The 19,103-nt window shown below is 70.1% G+C and carries 18 protein-coding genes; 10 read left to right on the top strand and 8 right to left on the bottom strand.

The window, feature by feature from the left end; translation table 11 throughout:
* The first annotated feature begins 106 nt into the window (after positions 1–106).
* The gene (locus AC0OLQ_RS13130; protein ID WP_484531527.1) at positions 107–2,593 is read left to right on the top strand and encodes a M14 family zinc carboxypeptidase; all 2,487 of its coding nucleotides are present in this window, start codon (positions 107–109) and stop codon (positions 2,591–2,593) included.
* Positions 2,594–2,753: 160 nt separating this feature from the next.
* Here the strand turns inward: AC0OLQ_RS13130 and AC0OLQ_RS13125 are convergent, their stop codons facing one another.
* The 7 genes from AC0OLQ_RS13125 to AC0OLQ_RS13095 form a co-directional block, all read right to left on the bottom strand.
* Positions 2,754–3,473 carry a GntR family transcriptional regulator gene (locus tag AC0OLQ_RS13125; protein WP_484531526.1) on the bottom strand — a complete coding sequence of 240 codons (720 nt, stop codon included), beginning with the start codon at positions 3,471–3,473 and terminating at the stop codon, positions 2,754–2,756.
* On the bottom strand, positions 3,470–4,480 hold the full coding sequence (locus AC0OLQ_RS13120; RefSeq protein ID WP_484531525.1) for a proline racemase family protein: 1,011 nt from the start codon (positions 4,478–4,480) through the stop codon (positions 3,470–3,472). The genes AC0OLQ_RS13125 and AC0OLQ_RS13120 overlap by 4 nt, the downstream gene beginning before the upstream one ends.
* 4 nt (positions 4,481–4,484) lie before the next feature.
* Positions 4,485–5,213 (bottom strand): ABC transporter ATP-binding protein, encoded by a 729-nt coding sequence (locus AC0OLQ_RS13115; protein WP_357340915.1) that lies wholly within the window; start codon positions 5,211–5,213, stop codon positions 4,485–4,487.
* Positions 5,206–6,024, bottom strand: a complete 819-nt coding sequence (locus tag AC0OLQ_RS13110; RefSeq protein WP_484531524.1) for an ABC transporter ATP-binding protein — start codon at positions 6,022–6,024, stop codon at positions 5,206–5,208. Before AC0OLQ_RS13110 ends, AC0OLQ_RS13115 begins: the two co-directional genes overlap by 8 nt.
* The gene (locus AC0OLQ_RS13105; protein WP_484531523.1) at positions 6,021–7,058 is read right to left on the bottom strand and encodes a branched-chain amino acid ABC transporter permease; all 1,038 of its coding nucleotides are present in this window, start codon (positions 7,056–7,058) and stop codon (positions 6,021–6,023) included. Before AC0OLQ_RS13105 ends, AC0OLQ_RS13110 begins: the two co-directional genes overlap by 4 nt.
* Positions 7,058–7,951 (bottom strand): branched-chain amino acid ABC transporter permease, encoded by an 894-nt coding sequence (locus AC0OLQ_RS13100; protein WP_484531522.1) that lies wholly within the window; start codon positions 7,949–7,951, stop codon positions 7,058–7,060. Before AC0OLQ_RS13100 ends, AC0OLQ_RS13105 begins: the two co-directional genes overlap by 1 nt.
* A gap of 64 nt (positions 7,952–8,015) precedes the next feature.
* Positions 8,016–9,188 (bottom strand): branched-chain amino acid ABC transporter substrate-binding protein, encoded by a 1,173-nt coding sequence (locus AC0OLQ_RS13095; protein WP_484531521.1) that lies wholly within the window; start codon positions 9,186–9,188, stop codon positions 8,016–8,018.
* Positions 9,189–9,390: 202 nt separating this feature from the next.
* Here AC0OLQ_RS13095 and AC0OLQ_RS13090 point away from each other — a divergent pair, with 202 nt between their 5' ends.
* Genes AC0OLQ_RS13090 through AC0OLQ_RS13050 form a run of 9 tightly spaced genes read left to right on the top strand, consistent with a single transcriptional unit; the run spans position 9,391 to position 18,205 of the window.
* A complete protein-coding gene (locus AC0OLQ_RS13090; protein WP_484531520.1) occupies positions 9,391–10,299 on the top strand; it encodes a dihydrodipicolinate synthase family protein in 909 nt (302 codons plus the stop codon).
* 3 nt (positions 10,300–10,302) lie between these two features.
* Entirely contained in the window at positions 10,303–11,307 is a 1,005-nt protein-coding gene (locus AC0OLQ_RS13085; RefSeq protein WP_484531519.1) for a proline racemase family protein, read from the top strand.
* A gap of 49 nt (positions 11,308–11,356) precedes the next feature.
* A complete protein-coding gene (locus tag AC0OLQ_RS13080; protein WP_484531518.1) occupies positions 11,357–12,730 on the top strand; it encodes an aldehyde dehydrogenase family protein in 1,374 nt (457 codons plus the stop codon).
* Positions 12,730–14,016 carry an aconitase X gene (locus AC0OLQ_RS13075; protein ID WP_484531517.1) on the top strand — a complete coding sequence of 429 codons (1,287 nt, stop codon included), beginning with the start codon at positions 12,730–12,732 and terminating at the stop codon, positions 14,014–14,016. Before AC0OLQ_RS13080 ends, AC0OLQ_RS13075 begins: the two co-directional genes overlap by 1 nt.
* Positions 13,997–14,449: an aconitase X swivel domain-containing protein gene (locus AC0OLQ_RS13070; RefSeq protein WP_484531516.1), complete on the top strand. Its 453-nt coding sequence runs from the start codon at positions 13,997–13,999 to the stop codon at positions 14,447–14,449. The genes AC0OLQ_RS13075 and AC0OLQ_RS13070 overlap by 20 nt, the downstream gene beginning before the upstream one ends.
* Entirely contained in the window at positions 14,446–15,381 is a 936-nt protein-coding gene (locus AC0OLQ_RS13065) for an ornithine cyclodeaminase family protein (protein ID WP_484531515.1), read from the top strand. The genes AC0OLQ_RS13070 and AC0OLQ_RS13065 overlap by 4 nt, the downstream gene beginning before the upstream one ends.
* Positions 15,374–16,525 (top strand): NAD(P)/FAD-dependent oxidoreductase, encoded by a 1,152-nt coding sequence (locus AC0OLQ_RS13060; protein ID WP_484531514.1) that lies wholly within the window; start codon positions 15,374–15,376, stop codon positions 16,523–16,525. The genes AC0OLQ_RS13065 and AC0OLQ_RS13060 overlap by 8 nt, the downstream gene beginning before the upstream one ends.
* On the top strand, positions 16,522–16,797 hold the full coding sequence (locus AC0OLQ_RS13055; protein WP_484531513.1) for a (2Fe-2S)-binding protein: 276 nt from the start codon (positions 16,522–16,524) through the stop codon (positions 16,795–16,797). The genes AC0OLQ_RS13060 and AC0OLQ_RS13055 overlap by 4 nt, the downstream gene beginning before the upstream one ends.
* Positions 16,781–18,205 (top strand): FAD-dependent oxidoreductase, encoded by a 1,425-nt coding sequence (locus tag AC0OLQ_RS13050; RefSeq protein ID WP_484531512.1) that lies wholly within the window; start codon positions 16,781–16,783, stop codon positions 18,203–18,205. Before AC0OLQ_RS13055 ends, AC0OLQ_RS13050 begins: the two co-directional genes overlap by 17 nt.
* A 77-nt stretch (positions 18,206–18,282) precedes the next feature.
* Here the strand turns inward: AC0OLQ_RS13050 and AC0OLQ_RS13045 are convergent, their stop codons facing one another.
* Entirely contained in the window at positions 18,283–19,056 is a 774-nt protein-coding gene (locus AC0OLQ_RS13045) for a hypothetical protein (RefSeq protein WP_484531511.1), read from the bottom strand.
* Positions 19,057–19,103 lie beyond the last annotated feature (47 nt).

Here is a 19,103-nt window from a genome sequence, read left to right as displayed (position 1 = left end):
GGGCCGACCCTGCGCGAGCTCGGCATGACCGTCGCGGTGGTTCGACCCGCCCGCAGCCGGGCCGGCCACCACGTCAACCACATGTCGCAAGCAGAAGGAGGGGAGAATGCGGCGCATACAACGACGCATCGCGCTTCTCGCGCTGCCCACCCTGGTGGGAAGTGTCCTCATGGCAACCGGCCCCGCGGGTGCGGATCCCGCCGGATCGGCGGCCACGGCGGGCTCAGGACGATCCAGCCTCGAGGTTCCGGAGGCCGCACGCCTCGTACGCATCCACCTGACCGGCGCCGACATGCTGGACAAGGTGGTCGCCGCCGGCTTCGATCTCGAACACGGTCTCCGGCGCGTGCCGACCGGCATCGAAGGCGAGGCGGTGGCGACCGCCGAGCAGGTCGCCGAACTCGAGGCGCTGGGCGTCGAGATCCTCGCCGACGGCGAGGGCTTCGCCTGGAGCGAGGAGGCCGACGGCGGCCTCCAGGCCCAGGCCCTCCGCGCGGAGGCTGTGCAGCCGCTCGCTCACCAGGAGACGGTACGGATCGCCCGTGCCGACTGGTTCACGACGAAGGGCCAGGGCTTCCTCTACGTCGAGGCGCGGACCACCGAAGGGGCGCAGACGGACCCGATCGTCACGATGCAGCTCGAGAACGACTCGGGCCCGGACACCTCGTTCGGCTCCGCCCGGACAATGAGCCGGTTCGTCGATTCCGGGCAGTACATGTTCCACCGGAACCTGTTCAAGCTCGACGCCCGCCCGAGCCAGATCCGGGTCACCAGCTCGACGGGGGGCGTCGCCACCGGCTACGTCTCCAACTGGCTCGAGGACGGCGCGCCTCCGCTGACGGCGAACCCCTCCTACAAGTGGGACTTCGTCGACGGTTACCGGCACCCGCAGCAGCTCTTCAGCCGCGCCGAGGAGATCGCCCGCCAGTACCCGGACATCGCCGAGATCGTCTACCTGCCGAACAAGACGAACGGCTACCAGCGGAAGGCGCAGGCCACGATCGGCGGCACCGGGCAGAGCGCTGTCGTCGTCAGCTCGGCCGCATGGGGCCACGAGGGCGGCAACGACATCACCGTCGAGTTCGTGAACCGGCCGGGGGCGAACCTCCCGCTCGGGGTCGAGGTTGCGGGCAAGGCGATCCGCGTCCTCCTGGCGAAGGACGCCTCCGGTGGGCCGGCGAGTACGGCCGCACAGGTGGCGGCGGCGCTGGAGAGCCAGTCCCAGGGCCTGGTCGACCGGGCGCACCCGTATCGCACCAACGCGGGCACCGGCATCGTCGCGGCGACCTCCGGCCCGGTCGCGCTGACCGACTTCCTCGACCAGAAGCGCGTCGGCGCGCCGGAGGGCGAGGTGCCGCGCGGCCCCGCCACGATCCCCGTCCTGCGGATCGGCAAGCACCGCGACGGCAGGAACCCGGGTGTGCTGATCCAGGCGCAGGACCACGCCCGCGAATGGGTGCCCGCGACGACCAGCCTGGAGGCGGCCGAGCGTCTGGTGCACAACTACAAGGCCGACTGGGAGACGAAGAAGATCGTCGACAACACCGACATCTTCCTCATCCTGTCCAACAACCCCGACGGGGCGAACTACAGCTTCTACAACTTCGCCTCACAGCGTCGGAACATGACGAACCACTGCGCGGACGACAACGCCGATCCGGCCCGGCGCAACTCCTGGGGCGTCGACCTGAACCGGAACTACCGGGTCGGGTCGGCTCAGGACGGCTACTCGGGCGGGTCGAACAGCTGCGTCGGCGACACCTACCAGGGACCGGAGAAGCTGTCCGAGCCCGAGTCGAAGAACATCATCTGGCTGGTCGAGAAGTACTCGAACATCAAGTTCATGATGTCGGTGCACTCCAACGGCGGCCAGCTGTTCTGGCAGCCGGGCGCCTACATCGCGGACGGGCGGATCACCACGCCGCGTCCGCCGCTGGGTGACGAGGCGTTCTACTGGCAGTCGGCCGCCAGGATCCTGTCGCAGGTCAAGGCGAACCGGCAGACCGTCGTCACGCCGGAGAACGTCGGCGGCTCGTCGGACGTCCTCTACTCCTCCGCGGGCAACGTGCGCGAGGACCTCTACCACACCTACGGGATCTACGCCTTCGGCTGGGAGGTCGGCGGCTCGGTCTACAACCCGGCCACCGGCAACTGGCAGGGCGGTTCGTTCCAGCCGGCGTGGGTGGGAAACCCGGACCTCGTCAGCGGCCACTCCGAGACGATGGAGTACGCCAACGGCATCATGGAGATGTTCCGGATCGCGGCGGAGTGGGGCAAGGACAACCAGAAGCCGACGTCCCGGCTCGTTCCCGGCGACGGGACGTACTCCGGGCCCGTCGACGTGCGCTTCGAGACGAGCGAGCCGGCCACCATCTACTACACGACGGACGGCAGCCGGCCCACCCTCGAGTCGCCGCGCTACGCAGCGACCGAGTTCCGTGAGCCGGGGCAGGTGTTCCACGTGACCGAGACCACCACGTTCCGCTGGTTCTCGGTCGACAGCGCCGGCAACATCGAGCAGAACTACGACCCGTCGAACAACGACAAGCGCGACAACTACCGCACGGCGACGATCACGGTCGTCGAGCAGTAGTCAGGCGCCGCGACGCCCTCCCGTGATCATTGCCTCGTCAGTGCGGTTCCGCCCTCGCTGACGAGGCAATGGTCGCGTGCACGCCTTGCTGGTCCCAGCGACGATTCATGTGGCATCCCGCCGTTCGCCCGGTGGACCGGGCTTCGCGTGGTGCTGCCGGTCAGGGCTCGTGGTAGCCGGCCCAGGAGCCGCGAACGTGGCCGATGTGGCGTCGCATCAGCTCCGCCACCCCCTGCGCGTCCCCGGCCACCACCAGATCGACGATCTGCTCGTGCTCGGCGGCCGAACGCCCCAGCTCGCCGCGCTCGGCGAGCCCCTGCAGGCCGTACAGGCGGCTGCGGGCCCGGAGGTTCGCCACCACGTCGATGAGATGGCGGTTGCCGGCGAGGGCGAGCAACGACAGATGGAAACGCCGGTCGACCTCGACATAGCCGATGAGGTCGCCGGTTTCGGCGAGCCGCTCCACCTCCTTCGCCAGCGGACGCAGCTCCTCAACCGCCGCCCTGGTGGGCTCGTTGATGGCCCGGGCGATCTCGGCCACGGTGGGCACCTCGATCAGTGCGCGCAGCGACGTGATCTCGTCCAGGTCCCGGTCACTGAGCTCCTTGATCCGGAAGCCCTTGTTTCGAACGATCGTGACCAGTTCCTCGTTGGCGAGGTCGAGCATCGCTTCGCGCACCGGCGTGGCGGAGACACCGAACTGCTCGGCGAGGGTCGGCGCGGAGTAGAGCACGCCGGGTCGCATCTGTCCCGTGATGACCGCGCCCCGCAGGATGTGGGCGATCTCCTGCCGAAGGTTGGGCCGGCCGCCGAACTGAGGCAGAGAGAGGGCGTCCGGGGCCAGGCGCCCGGTCGCGGTGTCACCCCTTGTCTCCTTCATCGCAGCGCAAATCCCAGTCCGACGGGGTCGTTGGCCTCAAGAACGAAATGATGTTCACCAGTTCGGTAGGCCATCCCCCGCACCTCCGAAACGTAGGCCGGGCGGCCTTCTGCTTCCAACTCCTGCACGACGCGGCCCAGGAACCGTGTTCCGACCACCGAGTCGTGCGTTAGCACCTGGTCAGGGGCAAGTTGCCCCGATGATGCTAGCAGCGCGACCCGCGCCGAGGTGCCGGACCCACACGGCGACCGGTCCACTTCACCGTCGGCGAAGACGGTGATGTTGCGCTGGTGCGGGCCGTCGGACCGTCGGCCGAGATCCTCGAACAGAATGGTGCCGTAGATACCGTCGAGCCGCGGTTCGCTCGGATGCCGGGCCCATTCGGTGCCGTTGAGTTTCCATTTGATTTCGCGGCCGAGCGCCAGCAGATCACCGTAATGCTCGGGGTTGACCGACAGCCCGAGGACCGAGGCGTCGACGGAGGCGTAGATCGCTCCCCCGTAGCTGATGTCCGCGCGTACCGGGCCCCGGCTGGTGTTCACGGCGATGCCCTGACCGAGAACGTACGCGGGCACGTTGCGGAAGCTGACCTCCTGGACCTCGCCGGCCACGCAGGAGACCGTGGCCGTGACGCGGCCTGACGGTACGTCGATCACGACGTCGGTCTCCCCGTCCGGGGCGGCGTCCACGAGCCCGCTCCGGACGGCCCACGTACCCAGCGCGATGGTGCCGTGTCCGCACGCTGTGGAGTAGCCGTCCTTGTGCCAGAACAGCACCCCGAAGTGTGCTCCCTCGTCGTCGGGTGGCACGACGAAGCAGCCGTACATGTCGGCGTGGCCACGAGGTTCGTTGACCAGGAGCCGGCGCACCGCGTCGACCTGTTCATCGCGCTGGGCGTGTTCGCGCCGTTCCAGCACGGTGGCGCCGGGAATCTCCGGGACGCCTTCGGTGACGATGCGGAACGGCTCTCCCGCAGTGTGGTAGTCGGTGGCACGAATGTCCTGCATCGCCTCAGGCCCCCAGGTACGCCTCGACCACGCGGGAGTCGCGCGCGAGCTCGCGGGCCGCTCCCTGCAGGGTGATCACACCGTTCTCCACCACGTACGCGCGGTGGGCGATCTTGAGCGCGGCACGGGCGTTCTGCTCGACGAGCAACACCGAGGTGCCGTCGGCGTTGATGCGGCGGATCAGATCCATGATCTGGGCCACCACGAGTGGTGCGAGCCCCATCGAGGGCTCGTCCAGCATCAGCAGTTTGGGCCCGGCGACCAGCGCGCGACCGACGGCGAGCATCTGCTGCTCGCCGCCGGACAGGTTCCCGCCCTGCTGGCTGCGCCGCTCGGCGAGCCGGGGCAGCAAAGAGTAGACCTCGTCGATCCGGCGGCTGACCGCGGCCTTGTCGTTCACCAGGTAGCCGCCGAGTTGGAGGTTCTCGTGAACGGTCAGCCGGGAGAAGATGCGGCGCCCCTCCGGCACGTGCACCACCCCGGCGCCGACGATCTCCCAGGGCTTGGCCCGGGTGATGTCCGTGCCGAACGCACGCACGGTGCCGCCGGTGGACCGCACCACCCCGGAAACGGTGGCGAGGGTACTGGTCTTGCCCGCGCCGTTGTTGCCGAGCAGAGTGATGATCTCGCCCTCGCCGACGGTCAGGGTCAGGCCCCGGAGGGCGTGGACGCGGCCATAGTGGACGTCGAGGGCGTCGATTTCGAGTGCACAGCGGCCGGCGGCGTCACTCATGGCTCATCATCTCCTCGCTCGTGGCTTCCTCCTCGTCGTCCTTGCCGAGGTACGCCTCGATCACGGCCGGGTCGCGGCGTACCTCCTCGGGCGTGCCGTCGGCGATCTCCCGGCCGAAGTTCAGCACGACGATTCGGCGCGACACCTGCATGACGAGATCCATGTCGTGCTCGATGAGCACGATGGCGGTGCCCAGCCCACTGATGCGGTGCAGCAGATCGAGCAGCTCGCTCTTCTCTCCGTAGTTGAGGCCCGCGGCGGGCTCGTCCAGCAGGAGCACCTTGGGCTCGCGGGCGAGGGCGCGGGCGATCTCGACGCGCCGCTGCTCGCCGTACGGAAGGTTCCGCGCCAGGCCACCACGGTCACCGCGCAGGCCCACGAAGTCGAGCCAACGGTTCGCCTCGTCGGTCGCCTCCTGTTCCGAGCGCCGGAACCGCGGCGTGTGCAGAAGCGCGTCGAGGGCGTTCTGCCGCAGCCGGAGGTGCATCCCGGCGCGGACGTTGTCGAGCACCGTCAGCTCACCGAACAGGCGCAGGTTCTGGAACGTGCGCGACATCCCCCGGGCCGCGATCGCGGACGGCCGCAGGCCGGTGATGTCCGCGTCGTGCAGCGTGATCGAGCCGCCGGTGGGCTTGTAGAAGCCCGTGACGCAGTTGAACGCGCTGGTCTTGCCGGCGCCGTTGGGCCCGACGAGTGAGAGGAGGTCGCCTTCGTTGACCTGGAAGGTCAGCCCGTCGACGGCCTTCACGCCGCCGAAGTCCAGGTGCAGATCCTGCACCCGCAGGAGCGGTACGGTTCCTCGGGTGCTCACGGCACTACCTCCTTGGCCTTGCGCACGTCATGCTTCTCGGCCTTGCGCAGGTCACGCCGGGACTGCCGTTCCACGGCCCGCGCCGGCCACAGTCCCTGCCGACGGAAGATCATCACTACGATGAGCAGGATCCCGAACACGAAGTACCGGTAGTCCGCGGCCTCCCGGAGAAGCTCGGGCAGCACGCTGATGAAGATGGCGCCGAGCACGACCCCGGGCGTCGAGCCCATGCCACCGAGCACGACGGCCATCAGGATGAGGGCCGACCACAGGAAGGTGAAGCTCGGTGGGGAGATGGCGGACAGTTGGGCGCCGAAGAGGATGCCGGCGAGGCCACCCCAGATGGCGCCGCCGATGTAGGCGGCGAGCTTCACCCGGTACGTGTTGATGCCCATCGCCTCGGCGGCGTCCTCGTCCTCGCGGATGAACCGCCAGGCGCGTCCGAGCCGGCTGCGTCCGAGCCGCGCCGCGCCGAGGACGGCCAGGGCGACGACGACCACACAGGTGTAGTAGAGGCCGACCGGGCCGCTCAGGTCGATCCCGAGCAGCATGATGCCGGGGATCCCGTAGATGCCCGACGGCCCACCGGTGATGGTGAGGTTGTTCGCCGTGATCCGGATGATCTCCCCGAAGCCGAGCGTCACGATCGCCAGGTAGTCGCTGCGCAGCCGCAGGGTGGGCCCACCGATCACGATGCCCGCGACCACCGCCGCGACGATGACGACGGGCACCGTGGCCAGCAGCGGCCAGCCGTAGCGGGTGGCGAGGACTCCGCTGACGTAGGCGCCGATGGCGAAGAACGCGGCGTAACCGAGGTCGAGCAGGCCGCAGTAGCCGACGACGATGTTGAGGCCGACCGCGAGCATCACGAAGAGCAGCGCGGAGGTCATGACCGACAGGGCGTAGTTGGTCGCGGTGATGAACGGCGCCAACACCGCGACGGCCAGTCCGATCAGGCCGAGGTAGCGGTTCTGCTGGATTCGGTCGAAGAGCGCACTGGCGCGCGTGGGTGACGTGGCGGGGTTGGTGGTCATCAGACACGCTCCGTAACGCGCTCGCCGAGGATGCCGGTCGGGCGGAGCGTGAGGAAGATGATGAGGAAGCTGAAGGCGAAGACATCGCGCCACTGCCCGCCGATCCAGGCGGTGCCGATCGACTCGAGCAGGCCGAGCGCCAGGCCGCCGAGCATCGCGCCCTTGATGTTGCCGATGCCGCCGATGACGGCCGCGGTGAACGCCTTGAGGCCGATGATGAACCCCATCAGGAAGTCGATCTTCCCGTAGTAACCGCCGGCCATCACGCCAGCGGCGCCGGCGAGGGCGGAGCCGATGAAGAAGGTGCGCGCGATGACGGCGTCGACGTTGATGCCCATGTACAGGGCCGCCGTCGGGTCCTGGGCGATGGCGCGCATGGCCCGTCCGGTCCCGGTCCCCATGACGAGCCACTGGAGACCGGCCATCAGCAGGACCGCGATCAGGATGAGACTGGCCTGCTGGATGGTGATGCGGGCGCCGAGCAGATTGAGCGAGTCGCCCGCCAGCCGGACCGGGTAGACCTCCGGGTTGGGCCCGGCCACCAGGCGCATCCCGTACTCGATCGCGAACGAGGCGCCCACCGCGGTGATCAGTACGGAGAGCCGGGGCGCGCTGCGCAGGGGACGGTAGGCGATCCGCTCGAGCAGCAGGCCGGCCGTCCCGGTCACCAGCATCGCGATGATCAGGACGATGAGCAGCGCCACGAAGCCGAGGCCGGTCACCAGCCCGCCGGCGACGCTCAAGACGCCGAAACCGACGAACGCACCGAGCATGTACAGGTCGCCGTGGGCGAAATTGAGGAGCCTGATGATGCCGTACACCATGGTGTAGCCCAGGGCGACCAGGGCGTAGAACGATCCGACGAAGAGACCGTTCCAGAGGAGTTGGGTCATGGGAGCCCTCCGGGGAACGCCCCGGCGGCGCGCTCCTGGGAGGGCGCCGCCAGGAGCAGGCGATCTACTGCAGGGTGTCCTTGAGGACGATCTTGCCCTTCTCCACCGTGAGGATCTGGAAGCCACCGCTGGACAGCGTGTGGTCGGGCGTGAACTTCAGCGGCCCGGAGAACAGCTGGAAACCGTCGATCCCCTCGAGTGCCTTGATGACGGCGCTGCCGTCGGTCGAGCCGGCCTGCTTGACCGCCTCGGCGGCCACCCGGACGGCGTCGTAGGCCTGGGTGGAGTACGGACCGGGGGCGGCGCCGAACTTGCTCTTGTAGTCCGCGATCCACTTGTCGGCGCCCTGGATCGTCTCCGGGGTCTGCGTCATGGTGGCGAAGACGCCTTCGGCGGCCTCGGAGCCGGCGATGTCCACCAGCTTCTGGTCGACCGACCCGTCGGCCACCATGACCTTGCCGGTGTAGCCGGCCTGCCGCAGCTGACGGATGATGAGGCCACCCTCCTGGTAGTAGCCGGTCCAGTAGATGAAGTCCGGCCGGCCCTTCAGGATGGCGTTGACGTTGGCGCTGTAGTCGCTCTCACCCGCGGTGACCGACTCGCGTCCGGCGAGCGCCGGTGAGCCGGTCAGCAGCTTGGCGGTGGTGTCGGCGATGTCCTTGGAGTAGCTGGTGTTGTCGTCCATGAGGGCGACCTTGGTGGCACCCACCTTCTTCATGAACTTGAGCGCCGCATCGGACTGCTGTGCGCCGGTGCCGTTGATCAGGAAGACGTTCTTCTTGTTCTGCTTGACCAGTTCGTTGGAGTTGGCGGCCGGAATGAGCATGGGTACGTCGGCCTTCTCGAAGATCGGCAACGTCGGGAGCGTCGCACCCGAGCAGTAGCCGCCGACCGAGATCTTCACCCCCGCGGTGACCAGCTTGTTGGCGCCCGCCGTGGCGCTCTTGGCGTCGCAGGCCTCGTCCTCGACCTTGAGCTCGAGCTTGCGCCCGTTGACGCCGCCCTTGCCGTTGATCTCGTCGACGGCGAGTTGCGCCCCGTTCTTCATGTAGGGGCCTATGGCAGAGCTGCTGCCGGACAGCGGCGTCAGCATGCCGAGGACGATCGGCCCGTTGTCCGACTTCTCTCCCCCTCCGGAGGCGAGCCCGTTGCCGCAGGCGGAGAGCATCATGGCCGCCACCGCCGCGCCGCCCACGAGGGCGACTCGCGACAGCCGGCGGGTCAGGTGTGCCGTCATGTCCAAACCCACTTCCCTCAAGGACCGACACGTGGACGGCCCAAGTAGCGACAGGTAGCACTGCTGTGTGACGTAGCACTGCACTATGGCACAGGACACATCGTCGCTCTAGAGGCGCTCGTCAGGGTGTTACCGACGCGTGACTTGAGCCCATCGGACTGCTGTGTGATATTTTACTGACCGTCACGAAAGGGCTTCCGACATGACTGCTTCCCCCGCTGCCCGTACCCGCCCTTGGCAAGGTGTGCTCGTCGCGACCGCCCTGCCCTACCGCGACGACCTGTCCGTGGACTTCGACGCCTACGCCGACCACGTGCGGTGGCTGGCCGACAACGGCGCCCACGGCGTGACCCCGAACGGGTCCCTGGGCGAGTACCAGGTGCTGACCAAGGAGGAGCGCGCGAAGGTCGTCGAGGTGGCGGTCCAGGCCGCACCCGAGGGCTTCGTCGTCATGCCGGGCGTCGGCGCCTACGGCGCCCTCGAGTCGCGGCGCTGGGCCGAGCAGGCGGCCGAGGCCGGTGCGCAGGCCGTCATGGCGCTCCCCCCGAACGCGTACCGCACGGACGAGCGGGCCGTCCTGGAGCACTACCGCGAGATCGCCAAGGCCGGCCTGCCGGTGACGGCGTACAACAACCCGATCGACACCAAGACCGACCTGACGCCTCGGATCCTCGCCACGTTGCACAACGAGGGCCTCATCGTGGGCGTCAAGGAGTTCAGCGGGGACGTGCGCCGGGCCTACGAGATCTCGGAGCTCGCGCCCGGACTGGACCTCATGATCGGCACCGACGACGTCGTGCTCGAGGTCGGCATCGCAGGCGCCAAGGGGTGGGTCGCCGGATACACGAACGCCTTTCCCCGCTCGACCGTGGCGCTGTACGAGGCCTCCACGGCAGGGGACCTGGAGACCGCGCTGCCGCTGTACCGGCTGCTGCACCCCCTGCTGCGCTGGGACTCGAAGACCGAGTTCGTACAGGCGATCAAGCTCTCCATGGACATCGTCGGCCGTAAGGGCGGCGTCTGCCGGCCGCCGCGGCAGCCGCTGACCGCCGAGCAGGAGCAGTCGGTCCGCGGCGCGACCGAGGCGGCCCTCGAAGCCGGACTGGCCTGAGACATGCGCGGCCGCCGACTACTGCACGCCGTCGACTCGCACACCGAGGGCATGCCGACCAGGGTCATCACGGGCGGCGTGGCACCACTGCCCGGCGCCACCATGATGGAGCGCCGCCGCTGGTTCCTCGACAACAGCGATGACCTGCGCACCATGCTGATGTACGAGCCACGCGGGCATTCCGCCATGTCCGGAGCGATCCTGCAGCCGCCGACGCGGCCCGACGCCGACTGGGGCGTGCTCTACATCGAGGTGTCCGGCTGCCTGCCGATGTGCGGACACGGCACCATCGGGGTCGCCACCGTGCTGGTGGAGACCGGCATGGTGGAGGTGACCGAGCCGGTCACGACAATCCGCCTGGACACGCCCGCCGGCCTCGTGGTCGCGGAGGTCGCCGTCTCCGACGGCGCGGCCAAGGCGGTCACGATTCGCAACGTGCCGTCCTACTCGCAGCAGTTGGACGCGACGGTCGAGGTGCCCGGTTTCGGGACGGTCCGCTACGACCTCGCGTACGGCGGCAACTTCTACGCGATGGTCCACCTCGACGACCTCGGCCTGCCGTTCGACCGGGGACACAAGCAGGCACTGCTGGACGCCGGGCTGGCGATCATGGAAGCGATCAACGAACAGGACCGCCCGGTCCACGTCGACGACCCCGACATCAGCGGATGTCACCACGTACAGCTCATCGCTCCCGGCTCGGACGCCCGGCATTCGCGCCACGCGATGGCCATCCACCCGGGCTGGTTCGACCGGAGCCCGTGCGGTACGGGCACGAGCGCCCGCATGGCGCAGCTGCACGCGCGTGGCGAACTGCCGTTGGACGTCGACTTCGTCAACGAGTCCTTCATCGGCACGCGCTTCATCGGCCGGCTCGTCGAGGAGACCCGGCTCACCGGCGACGTCACCGCAGTGGTGCCGACCATCACCGGGCGTGCCTGGCTGACCGGCACGGCACAGTACTTCCTCGATCCGGACGACCCGTTCCCAGCGGGTTTCCTGCTTTGACGTGACCTCATCCCCACCCGGCCCACGTACCGACGCTGAGGGAGCCTTCGTGATCAAGAGCTACTCACCGCACGCACCCGAAGACCTCGTCGCCGAGGCGCCCGTGACCGGCGCCGACGACGTGGCGAAGGCGTTCGCCCGCGCTCGCGCGGCCCAGGCCCAGTGGGGGCGCGGCCCCGCGGCCGCCCGGGCGCAGGCACTGTCCGACGCTGCCGACGCGGTGGCGGCAGCATCCGACGAACTGACCCGACTGGTGGTTCGGGAGGTCGGCAAACCCCTCGGCGAAGCGCGCGGTGAGGTGGCTCGGGCGGTGGCCATCCTTCGCTACTACGCCCAGCAGGTGTACGACCCGGTGGGCGCGATGCACGAGCCGTCGGCCCTCGGTCTGCTCTTCACCCGGCGCCGGCCGCTCGGCGTCGCCGGGCTCGTCACCCCGTGGAACTTCCCCATCGCCATCCCGCTGTGGAAGGCCGCACCGGCATTGGCGTTCGGCAACGCCGTGGTGCTCAAGCCGTCGCCGGACGCCACGGCGACAGCGCTGCGGCTGGCCGCCCTGCTCGACGAGGTGCTGCCCGAGGGACTGTTCACGGTCCTTCCCGGTGACGGCGACACCGGCCGGGCGATCGTGGCCGAGGCCGACGTGGTGTCGTTCACCGGATCCACGGCGGTCGGTGGCGACGTGGTGCGCTCGGCCGCGGCCCGCGGGGTGCGGGTACAGGCGGAAATGGGCGGCCAGAACCCGGCGATCGTCCTGCCCGACGCCGACGTGGAGTCCACTGCCAGGCAGATCGCCGCGGCCGCGATGGGGTTCGCCGGCCAGAAGTGCACAGCGACCAAGCGGGTGATCGTCGTTGGGGACGCCGCGCCGATGCGGGACGCCCTCGTCGCGGCCATCGAGGCACTGGGGTTCGGCGACCCGGCGCAGGCGACGACCGCGGTGGGGCCGGTCATCAACGAAGCCGCCCGGGACCGGGTGCTGGCCGCCGCCGGCAGCGCGACCGCGGCCGGAGCCCGTCTCCTGACCGGCGGCGTGGCGACCGACGATCCCGGCTGGTTCGTCCGTCCGACCCTGCTCGAGGACGTCCCCGCCGACCACCCGCTCTCGTGCGACGAGGTGTTCGGGCCGATCGCCACGCTGCACGCGGTGCCTACGCTCCAGGAAGCGGTGGCGGTGGCCAACAATGTTCCACAGGGACTGGCCGCCGGCGTCTACACGCGTGATCTCACCGCCGCGCTCGCGACGGCGGACGCGTTGGCAGCCGGCCTCGTGAAGGTCAACGCACCGACCACCGGGGTCGACTTCTACCTGCCGTTCGGCGGCGAGAAGGCATCCAGCGTGGGCGGCCGCGAGCAGGGCAAGGCCGCGCAGGACTTCTTCACCTCGCTGCACACCGTGACGCTGGCCCCCGCCGAAGGAGCCTGATGCCCGGCGACGACGCCCTGGTCCTCACGGCCGAGGAACAGTCGATGCTGGCCGGAGAGCAGGGCCCGGCCACCGCGATGTGCATGCGTCTGATCGTCGGGGTCGCGCACGCGAACGGGGCCGAACGACTGGTGCCGATCGAGTCAGCCCACGCCGATGGCTGCCTCTACCACGGCCTGGCGGGACTGGAGTTCACCGAGCGGCTGGTCTCCCTCGGCGCCCGGGTGCGGGTGCGCACGACGCTCAACGTCGGCTCGCTCGATCTGCTGCATCCCGGACTGGTACGCGCCGACCCCGAGGTGGCCGAGAACGGCCGGCGCCTCATGGACGCGCACGTGGCCCTCGGCTGCGAGCCGATCTGGTCGTGCGCGCCGTACCAGTCCGGCCACCGCCCGGCAGAGGGCAGCCACGTGGCGTGGGCGGAGTCGAACGCCATCGCCTTCGTCAACTCGGTACTCGGGGCGCGCACGGACCGGTACGGCGACTTCATCGACATCGCCGCCGGCGTTGCCGGGCGGGTCCCCTACTCGGGCCTGCACCTGACGCGAAACCGCGCCGCCGCGCTGGTGCTCGACTTCTCAGCGGTGCCCGCTGCGCTGCTCGACGACGACGTCGCCTGGCCCGCGATCGGGGCGCTGCTCGGCGAACTCGCCGGAACCCGGGTCGCGGCGCTCACCGGCCTGCCGGGCGACCTGAACGACGGCGGGGTCACCGAGGACCGGGTCAAGGCGCTCGGCGCGACCGCCGCGTCCGCCGGCGGCGTAGCACTGTTCCACATCGTGGGAATGACCCCGGAGGCGCCGACGCTGGACGCGGTGCTCGGGCCCGCGGCCACCACCGTGCCGGTGACGGCACACGACCTCAGGCGAACGCGCGAGCGGCTGAGCACCGCCGCTACGAAATCACTCGACGCCGTCAGCCTCGGCACCCCGCACTTCTCGCTGCCCGAGTTCGCGGCCCTGGCGCGCGAGTTGCGGGGCGGCCCGTCGTTCAGCTCGTCGGTTGACGTGTTCGTGTCGACCAGCCGAGCCGTGCTGGCCGAGGCGGAGGCACGCGGGTACGCCGACACCGTGCGCGACGCGGGGGGCCGCATCCTCACCGACACCTGCACGTACGTGACGCCCGTGCTGCGCGACGGGATCCGCACCGTGATGACGAACTCGGGCAAGTGGGCCTGGTACGCGCCGGCCAACCTCGGGATCGACACCGTATTGGGAAGCCTGGCCGAGTGTGTCGCCTCGGCGAGAGCCGGGAGGGTGGTGCGCGATGAACGGCTGTGGGGATGACCCGGTGAGGCTGTCAGGCCGCTCCCTTCATCCGGGACAGGCGAACGGCGTCGTACTCGCGCTCGACGAACCGCTCTCGTTCTGGGGCGGGGTCGACCCTTGCGGAGTGATCGTCGACGCCCACCATCCGCAACGCGGCTCCACGGTCGCCGGGCAGGTCCTCGCGATGCAGGTCGGGCGCGGCTCCAGCTCCTCGACGGCCGTGCTCGCGGAGCTGATCCGGTCGGGGCACGCGCCGGCGGCCCTTCTCCTGGCCGAGTGCGACGCGATCCTGGTGATCGGGGCCCTTGTCGCCGCCGAGATCTACGACACCACGCTGCCCATCGTGCAGCTCGCCCCCCGCGATCTGGCACGACTGCACACCGGCGCCCGAGCCGCCGTCCTCGCCCACACCGCACCCCTCGCGGCGACCGTGACTGCGACAAGCCGATGACCGCGGCACTGCCGTACCTCGACGAGGCTGACATCTTCGGCCTGGTGCCGTTCGCCGACGCCGTCACCGCACTGGCGGAGGCCCTGTCCGACGGGCTCGATCCGCAGGCGTCCCTGCAGCGCTCCATCCACGACGTGGAGCACGGACAGCTGCTGCTGATGCCCGCCGAGACCCCGGCCGGCGTGGGAGTGAAGCTGAGCACGGTGGCTCCGGGCAACGCCGACCGTGGGATCCCACGCGTCCAGGCGCTGTACGTGCTCTACGACCGGGTCACGCTGACGCCGGTGGCGCTGCTGGACGGCACGGCCCTGACGACGTTGCGAACCCCTGCCGTCTCCGCGGTCGCGGTGGACCACCTCGCCGCGCCCGAGGCGCGACACCTGGTCGTGCTCGGCTCCGGCCCACAGGCGTGGGGGCATGTGGAGGCGCTGCGAGCCGTTCGCCCCCTCGGCAGCGTCACGGTGGCCGGCCGGGACCCCGACCGCGCGGCGGCCCTGGTGGCCAGGGTCCGGGACAGCGGTCTGGACGCGCGCGTGGGCAGCCACGACGACGTCGCGGATGCGGACGTGGTGGTGTGCGCCACCACAGCCCGCCAGCCGCTCTTCGACGGCCGCCGGTTGCGCCCGGGGACCTGTGTCGTCGCGGTGGGCTCACACGAGCCGGACGCCCGTGAACTCGACGACGCGACAATCGGCTCTGCCGAACGGGTGGTGGTCGAGTCCCACGGCGTCGCCCTGCGCGAAGCCGGCGACATCATCCAGGCCGTACGCGCCGGCGTCGTCCGCGAGGACAGCCTCATCGAGCTTCGCGATGCGGTACACCTGACACCCACCACCGGTTCATCGGTCTTCAAGAGCGTCGGCATGGGCTGGCAGGACCTCGTGGTGGCCGATCTGGCCCACCAGCGCTGGACGGAGAACGGGCATGCCTGACGTGGTCATCGTCGGCGCGGGCATCGTGGGGGCCGCCTGCGCCTACTATGCCGCGCGCGAGGGGCTGTCGGTGACCGTCCTCGAACGGGGAAAGCTGGCCGGCGGCACCACCAGCCGCGGTGAGGGCAACATCCTCGTCTCGGACAAGGAACCCGGCCCCGAACTGAACCTGGCTCTGGCATCCCGTACGCGCTGGCTGGAACTGGCCGCCGAGTTCGGCCCCGACCCGTTCGAACTCGACGAGAAGGGTGGCCTGGTCGTGGCCACCTCGGATCCGGGTGCCGCAGCCCTGACCCGGTTCGCCGAGGGGCAACGGGCCACCGGCGTGGAGACGGTCGCGGTGAGCGCGGACCAGCTCCACGACCACGAGCCGAACCTCGCCCCGGACCTGCCCGCCGGAGTCCTCTACCCCCAGGACATGCAGGTACAGCCGGTGCTCGCGGCGGTGTCACTCCTCGCGGCGGCCCGGGCCCTCGGCGCCACGGTCGCCTGCGGCGAGGAGGTCGTGTCGGTCGAACGGGGTCCGGACGGGCGCGTCACGGCGGTCCGGACGCGCACCGGCCGCTATCCCACCGACGCGGTCGTCAACGCCGCCGGAACCTGGGGTGGTCAGGTCGGCGAGCGGCTCGGCGCGCCGGTCCCGATCCTCCCCCGCCGCGGGTTCATCCTGGTGACCGAGCCGCTGCCCCGGGTGGTCCGGCACAAGGTCTACTCCGCCGACTACGTCGAGAACGTCGCGTCCGACGTCGCCGGGCTGGAGACGTCCACGGTCGTCGAAGGTACCCGGGGTGGAACGGTCCTCATCGGCGCGAGCCGGGAGCGGGTGGGGTTCGACGACACCATGTCCGTGGAGGCGCTGCGGCGGCTGGCCGCGCTGGCGGTACGCATCTTCCCCTTCCTCGCCGACGTCCGGTTGATGCGCACCTATCACGGGTTTCGCCCGTACTGCCCGGACCACCTGCCGGTCATCGGTCCGGACCCCCGGGTTCCCGGGGTGTTCCACGCCTGCGGGCACGAGGGCGCCGGCATCGGTCTCGCCCCGGCGACCGGCAGGCTGATCAGCCAGATGCTGACCAACGGTCAGCCGGACATCGACCCCTCGGCGTTCGCGCCATCGAGGTTCGCGCAGGTGACCGCAGGATGAGCCAGCCACACTTCTCCTTCGACGGCAGCCAGATCCCCTTCCGCCCCGGGCAGAGCGTGGGCGCCGCGCTGACCGCGGCCGGGGTGCGGTCGTGGAGCAGCACCCGACGCGCCGGCCGGCCGCGAGGCTTGTTCTGCGGTATCGGCGTCTGCTTCGACTGTCTCCTCGTCGTCGACGGGCGCCCGAACGAACGCGCCTGCCTCCGGCTCGCCGAGCCGGGCATGGAGGTCAGCACGCAGGAAGGAACCGGTCACGGTGACCTCGAAGTCTGAGCGGAGGTTCGACGTGCTCGTGGTCGGCGCCGGGCCGGCCGGGCTGGCCGCCGCGACCAGCGCCACCCGCGCCGGCGCGCGCACGGCCATCGTGGACGCCGGCGTGGCGCCCGGTGGCCAGTACTGGCGCCACCCGGCACCCAGCGAGCACGGTGTGTCCGCCGCCGAGGTGGCCCACCTTCATCACGACCTGGCGACATACCACCGTCTCGTGGCCGGGCTCCCGGCCGTTGCCCAGTTCTTCCAGCACCACGTGTGGACCGTCACCCAAGACCGGCGGGAATTCGTCGTGCACGTGGTCGACCGGACCGGTGGAGGCGAACAAGCCGCCGAGCTCCGCAGCCGTCGGCTCATCCTGGCCCCGGGGGCGTACGACCGTCAGATCCCGTTCCCCGGATGGGATCTTCCGGGCGTGATGACGGCGGGGGGTGTGCAGGCTCTGCTCAAGGGGCACGGCGTCGTTGCCGGACAGCGGGTGCTGGTGGCCGGAACCGGCCCCTTCCTGCTTCCGGTCGCGGCCGGCCTGGCCCAGTCGGGAGCGACCGTCGTGGGCGTTCACGAGGCCGCCTCCCCGTTGGCGTGGCTGAGTGAGTTCGGCGCCGTGATCCGTAACGTCAGCAAGCTCGGTGAGGGCGCCGGCTACGCCCGGGTGCTGGCGCGGCACCGCATTCCGGTCCTCACCCGGTCCGTCGTGGTCTCCGCCCACGGCACGGACGCCGTGGAACGGGTCACCACCATGCGATCGGACCGCAGGGGCCGGGTGCTACCCGGCAGTGAGCGCACGATCGCAGTGGACGTGCTGGCCGTGGGGTGGGGCTTCACCCCGCAACTGGAGCTGCCGCTGGCGCTCGGCTGCGCGACGCGCGTGGATGTCGACGGGTCGCTGGTGTGCGAGGTCGACGACGAACAGCGCTCATCGGTCGAGGGCGTCTTCGTCGCCGGCGAAGCCTGCGGTGTGGGCGGCGCCGCGCTTGCGACGGTGGAAGGCGAGATCGCCGGTACCGTCGCGGCGGGCGCCTCGTCGGTCGCACCTCGGCTGCGCCGCTCGCGGGCGGCGCTCCGCCGCTTCGCGCAGGCGATGCACCGGTCCCACCCGGTGTCCCCTGGATGGGTGGACCGGTTGTCCGACGACACGACCGTCTGCCGCTGCGAGGAGGTTCCCTTCGGGGCACTGCGGTCCATGCGGCAGGACCTCGTCGGGCACGACGGCCGGTCGGCGAAGATGCTCACCCGAGCCGGCATGGGTTACTGCCAGGCACGCACCTGCGGCTACGCCGTCGGCTGCATCCTCGGTCAAGAGGCCTCCCGCACCTCCGGCTTCGCCGCACGCCCCGTCTCGTCTCCCCTCACCCTCGGCGCGTTGGCAACGTCCTCCCCGACGGAGAACGATCCACCGCCAGCTGAGTGAGGAGGACGGGACGCACCACACCGATGACCTGCGGAAAGTGAAGACGGCAGGGGTGGCCGCAGGGCCTGTTCATATGGTCAGGCGAACCGTTCGGTGGTCATGGGTACCAGCCCTTGCCGCCGCATGACGACGGTCAGATTCTGCAGCATCGGCCCTACCTCGTCGTCGGCTCTGGTCGCCAGCAGCACAGTCACATCGAGCGCCCAGGCGATGCCCCGGCCGACCCGTCGAACATTCCACGTGAAGAGATCGTTCCCTGCCTTCCGGCGGCCGGCGGGCATCCCTGACACCAGCTGATCGGCATCCTCCCTGTCGGGCATCGTCTGCCAGGACGCGCTCAGGGCCGCCAGCTGATCGGCGCGAAGGTCCTTGGCGAACAGGACCCGGTAGACCCGCTTCTCACAGAACCCGTCCGGCGGGTGCGTCGTTCCCAGCCGTAACGGGGCTGCAGTCGCGAACGGTTCGTAGTCGAGGAAACCGGCCCGCAGCGCCGCCTCGGCCGGCATCGGTCCACCGCCGAGCCGCTGGTATGCAGCCTCGGCGCCGCTCCGGTCGGTCGGCACCACGCGCGCGAGCAGATCCGGGTCCGTGCGCAGGGCACGACTGAACGACGCGGCACTCAACCAACGAGACTCCGTACGCGTCCAGACTGTGCCGTGCAGACCCACCGTCGAGTGATCGTGGTCCCGGACGAACTCCTCGGCCAGGACGCCTTCCACCTCAGCACCTGGGTTTGCGCCTTCGGTCCGAGCCAGAAGCAGGTAGTAGTCCAGCCCCGCCTGCCGTCCGGCAACGTGCACGACCGCCGCCGCCTGCCCCACATGACACCGATCATCGATCACAAATGGCACTCCCGCTTCTCCGCACGGAAACCTCGACGATCCGACCCTAGGGGAGG

It is taken from the genome of Micromonospora sp. Utrum1 (assembly GCF_057197805.1).
Note: the sequence above shows the minus strand (reverse complement) of the source record. Positions and strands in the feature narration are given on the sequence as shown.

Coding starts and splice junctions, on each gene's coding strand:
- AC0OLQ_RS13125 (WP_484531526.1), bottom strand. CDS start 3,473: ATGAAGGAGACAAGGGGTGACACCGCGACCGGGCGCCTGGCCCCGGAC.
- AC0OLQ_RS13055 (WP_484531513.1), top strand. CDS start 16,522: ATGAGCCAGCCACACTTCTCCTTCGACGGCAGCCAGATCCCCTTCCGC.
- AC0OLQ_RS13120 (WP_484531525.1), bottom strand. CDS start 4,480: ATGCAGGACATTCGTGCCACCGACTACCACACTGCGGGAGAGCCGTTC.
- AC0OLQ_RS13130 (WP_484531527.1), top strand. CDS start 107: ATGCGGCGCATACAACGACGCATCGCGCTTCTCGCGCTGCCCACCCTG.
- AC0OLQ_RS13075 (WP_484531517.1), top strand. CDS start 12,730: ATGCCCGGCGACGACGCCCTGGTCCTCACGGCCGAGGAACAGTCGATG.
- AC0OLQ_RS13090 (WP_484531520.1), top strand. CDS start 9,391: ATGACTGCTTCCCCCGCTGCCCGTACCCGCCCTTGGCAAGGTGTGCTC.
- AC0OLQ_RS13100 (WP_484531522.1), bottom strand. CDS start 7,951: ATGACCCAACTCCTCTGGAACGGTCTCTTCGTCGGATCGTTCTACGCC.
- AC0OLQ_RS13065 (WP_484531515.1), top strand. CDS start 14,446: ATGACCGCGGCACTGCCGTACCTCGACGAGGCTGACATCTTCGGCCTG.
- AC0OLQ_RS13095 (WP_484531521.1), bottom strand. CDS start 9,188: ATGACGGCACACCTGACCCGCCGGCTGTCGCGAGTCGCCCTCGTGGGC.
- AC0OLQ_RS13115 (WP_357340915.1), bottom strand. CDS start 5,213: ATGAGTGACGCCGCCGGCCGCTGTGCACTCGAAATCGACGCCCTCGAC.
- AC0OLQ_RS13060 (WP_484531514.1), top strand. CDS start 15,374: ATGCCTGACGTGGTCATCGTCGGCGCGGGCATCGTGGGGGCCGCCTGC.
- AC0OLQ_RS13105 (WP_484531523.1), bottom strand. CDS start 7,058: ATGACCACCAACCCCGCCACGTCACCCACGCGCGCCAGTGCGCTCTTC.
- AC0OLQ_RS13070 (WP_484531516.1), top strand. CDS start 13,997: ATGAACGGCTGTGGGGATGACCCGGTGAGGCTGTCAGGCCGCTCCCTT.
- AC0OLQ_RS13085 (WP_484531519.1), top strand. CDS start 10,303: ATGCGCGGCCGCCGACTACTGCACGCCGTCGACTCGCACACCGAGGGC.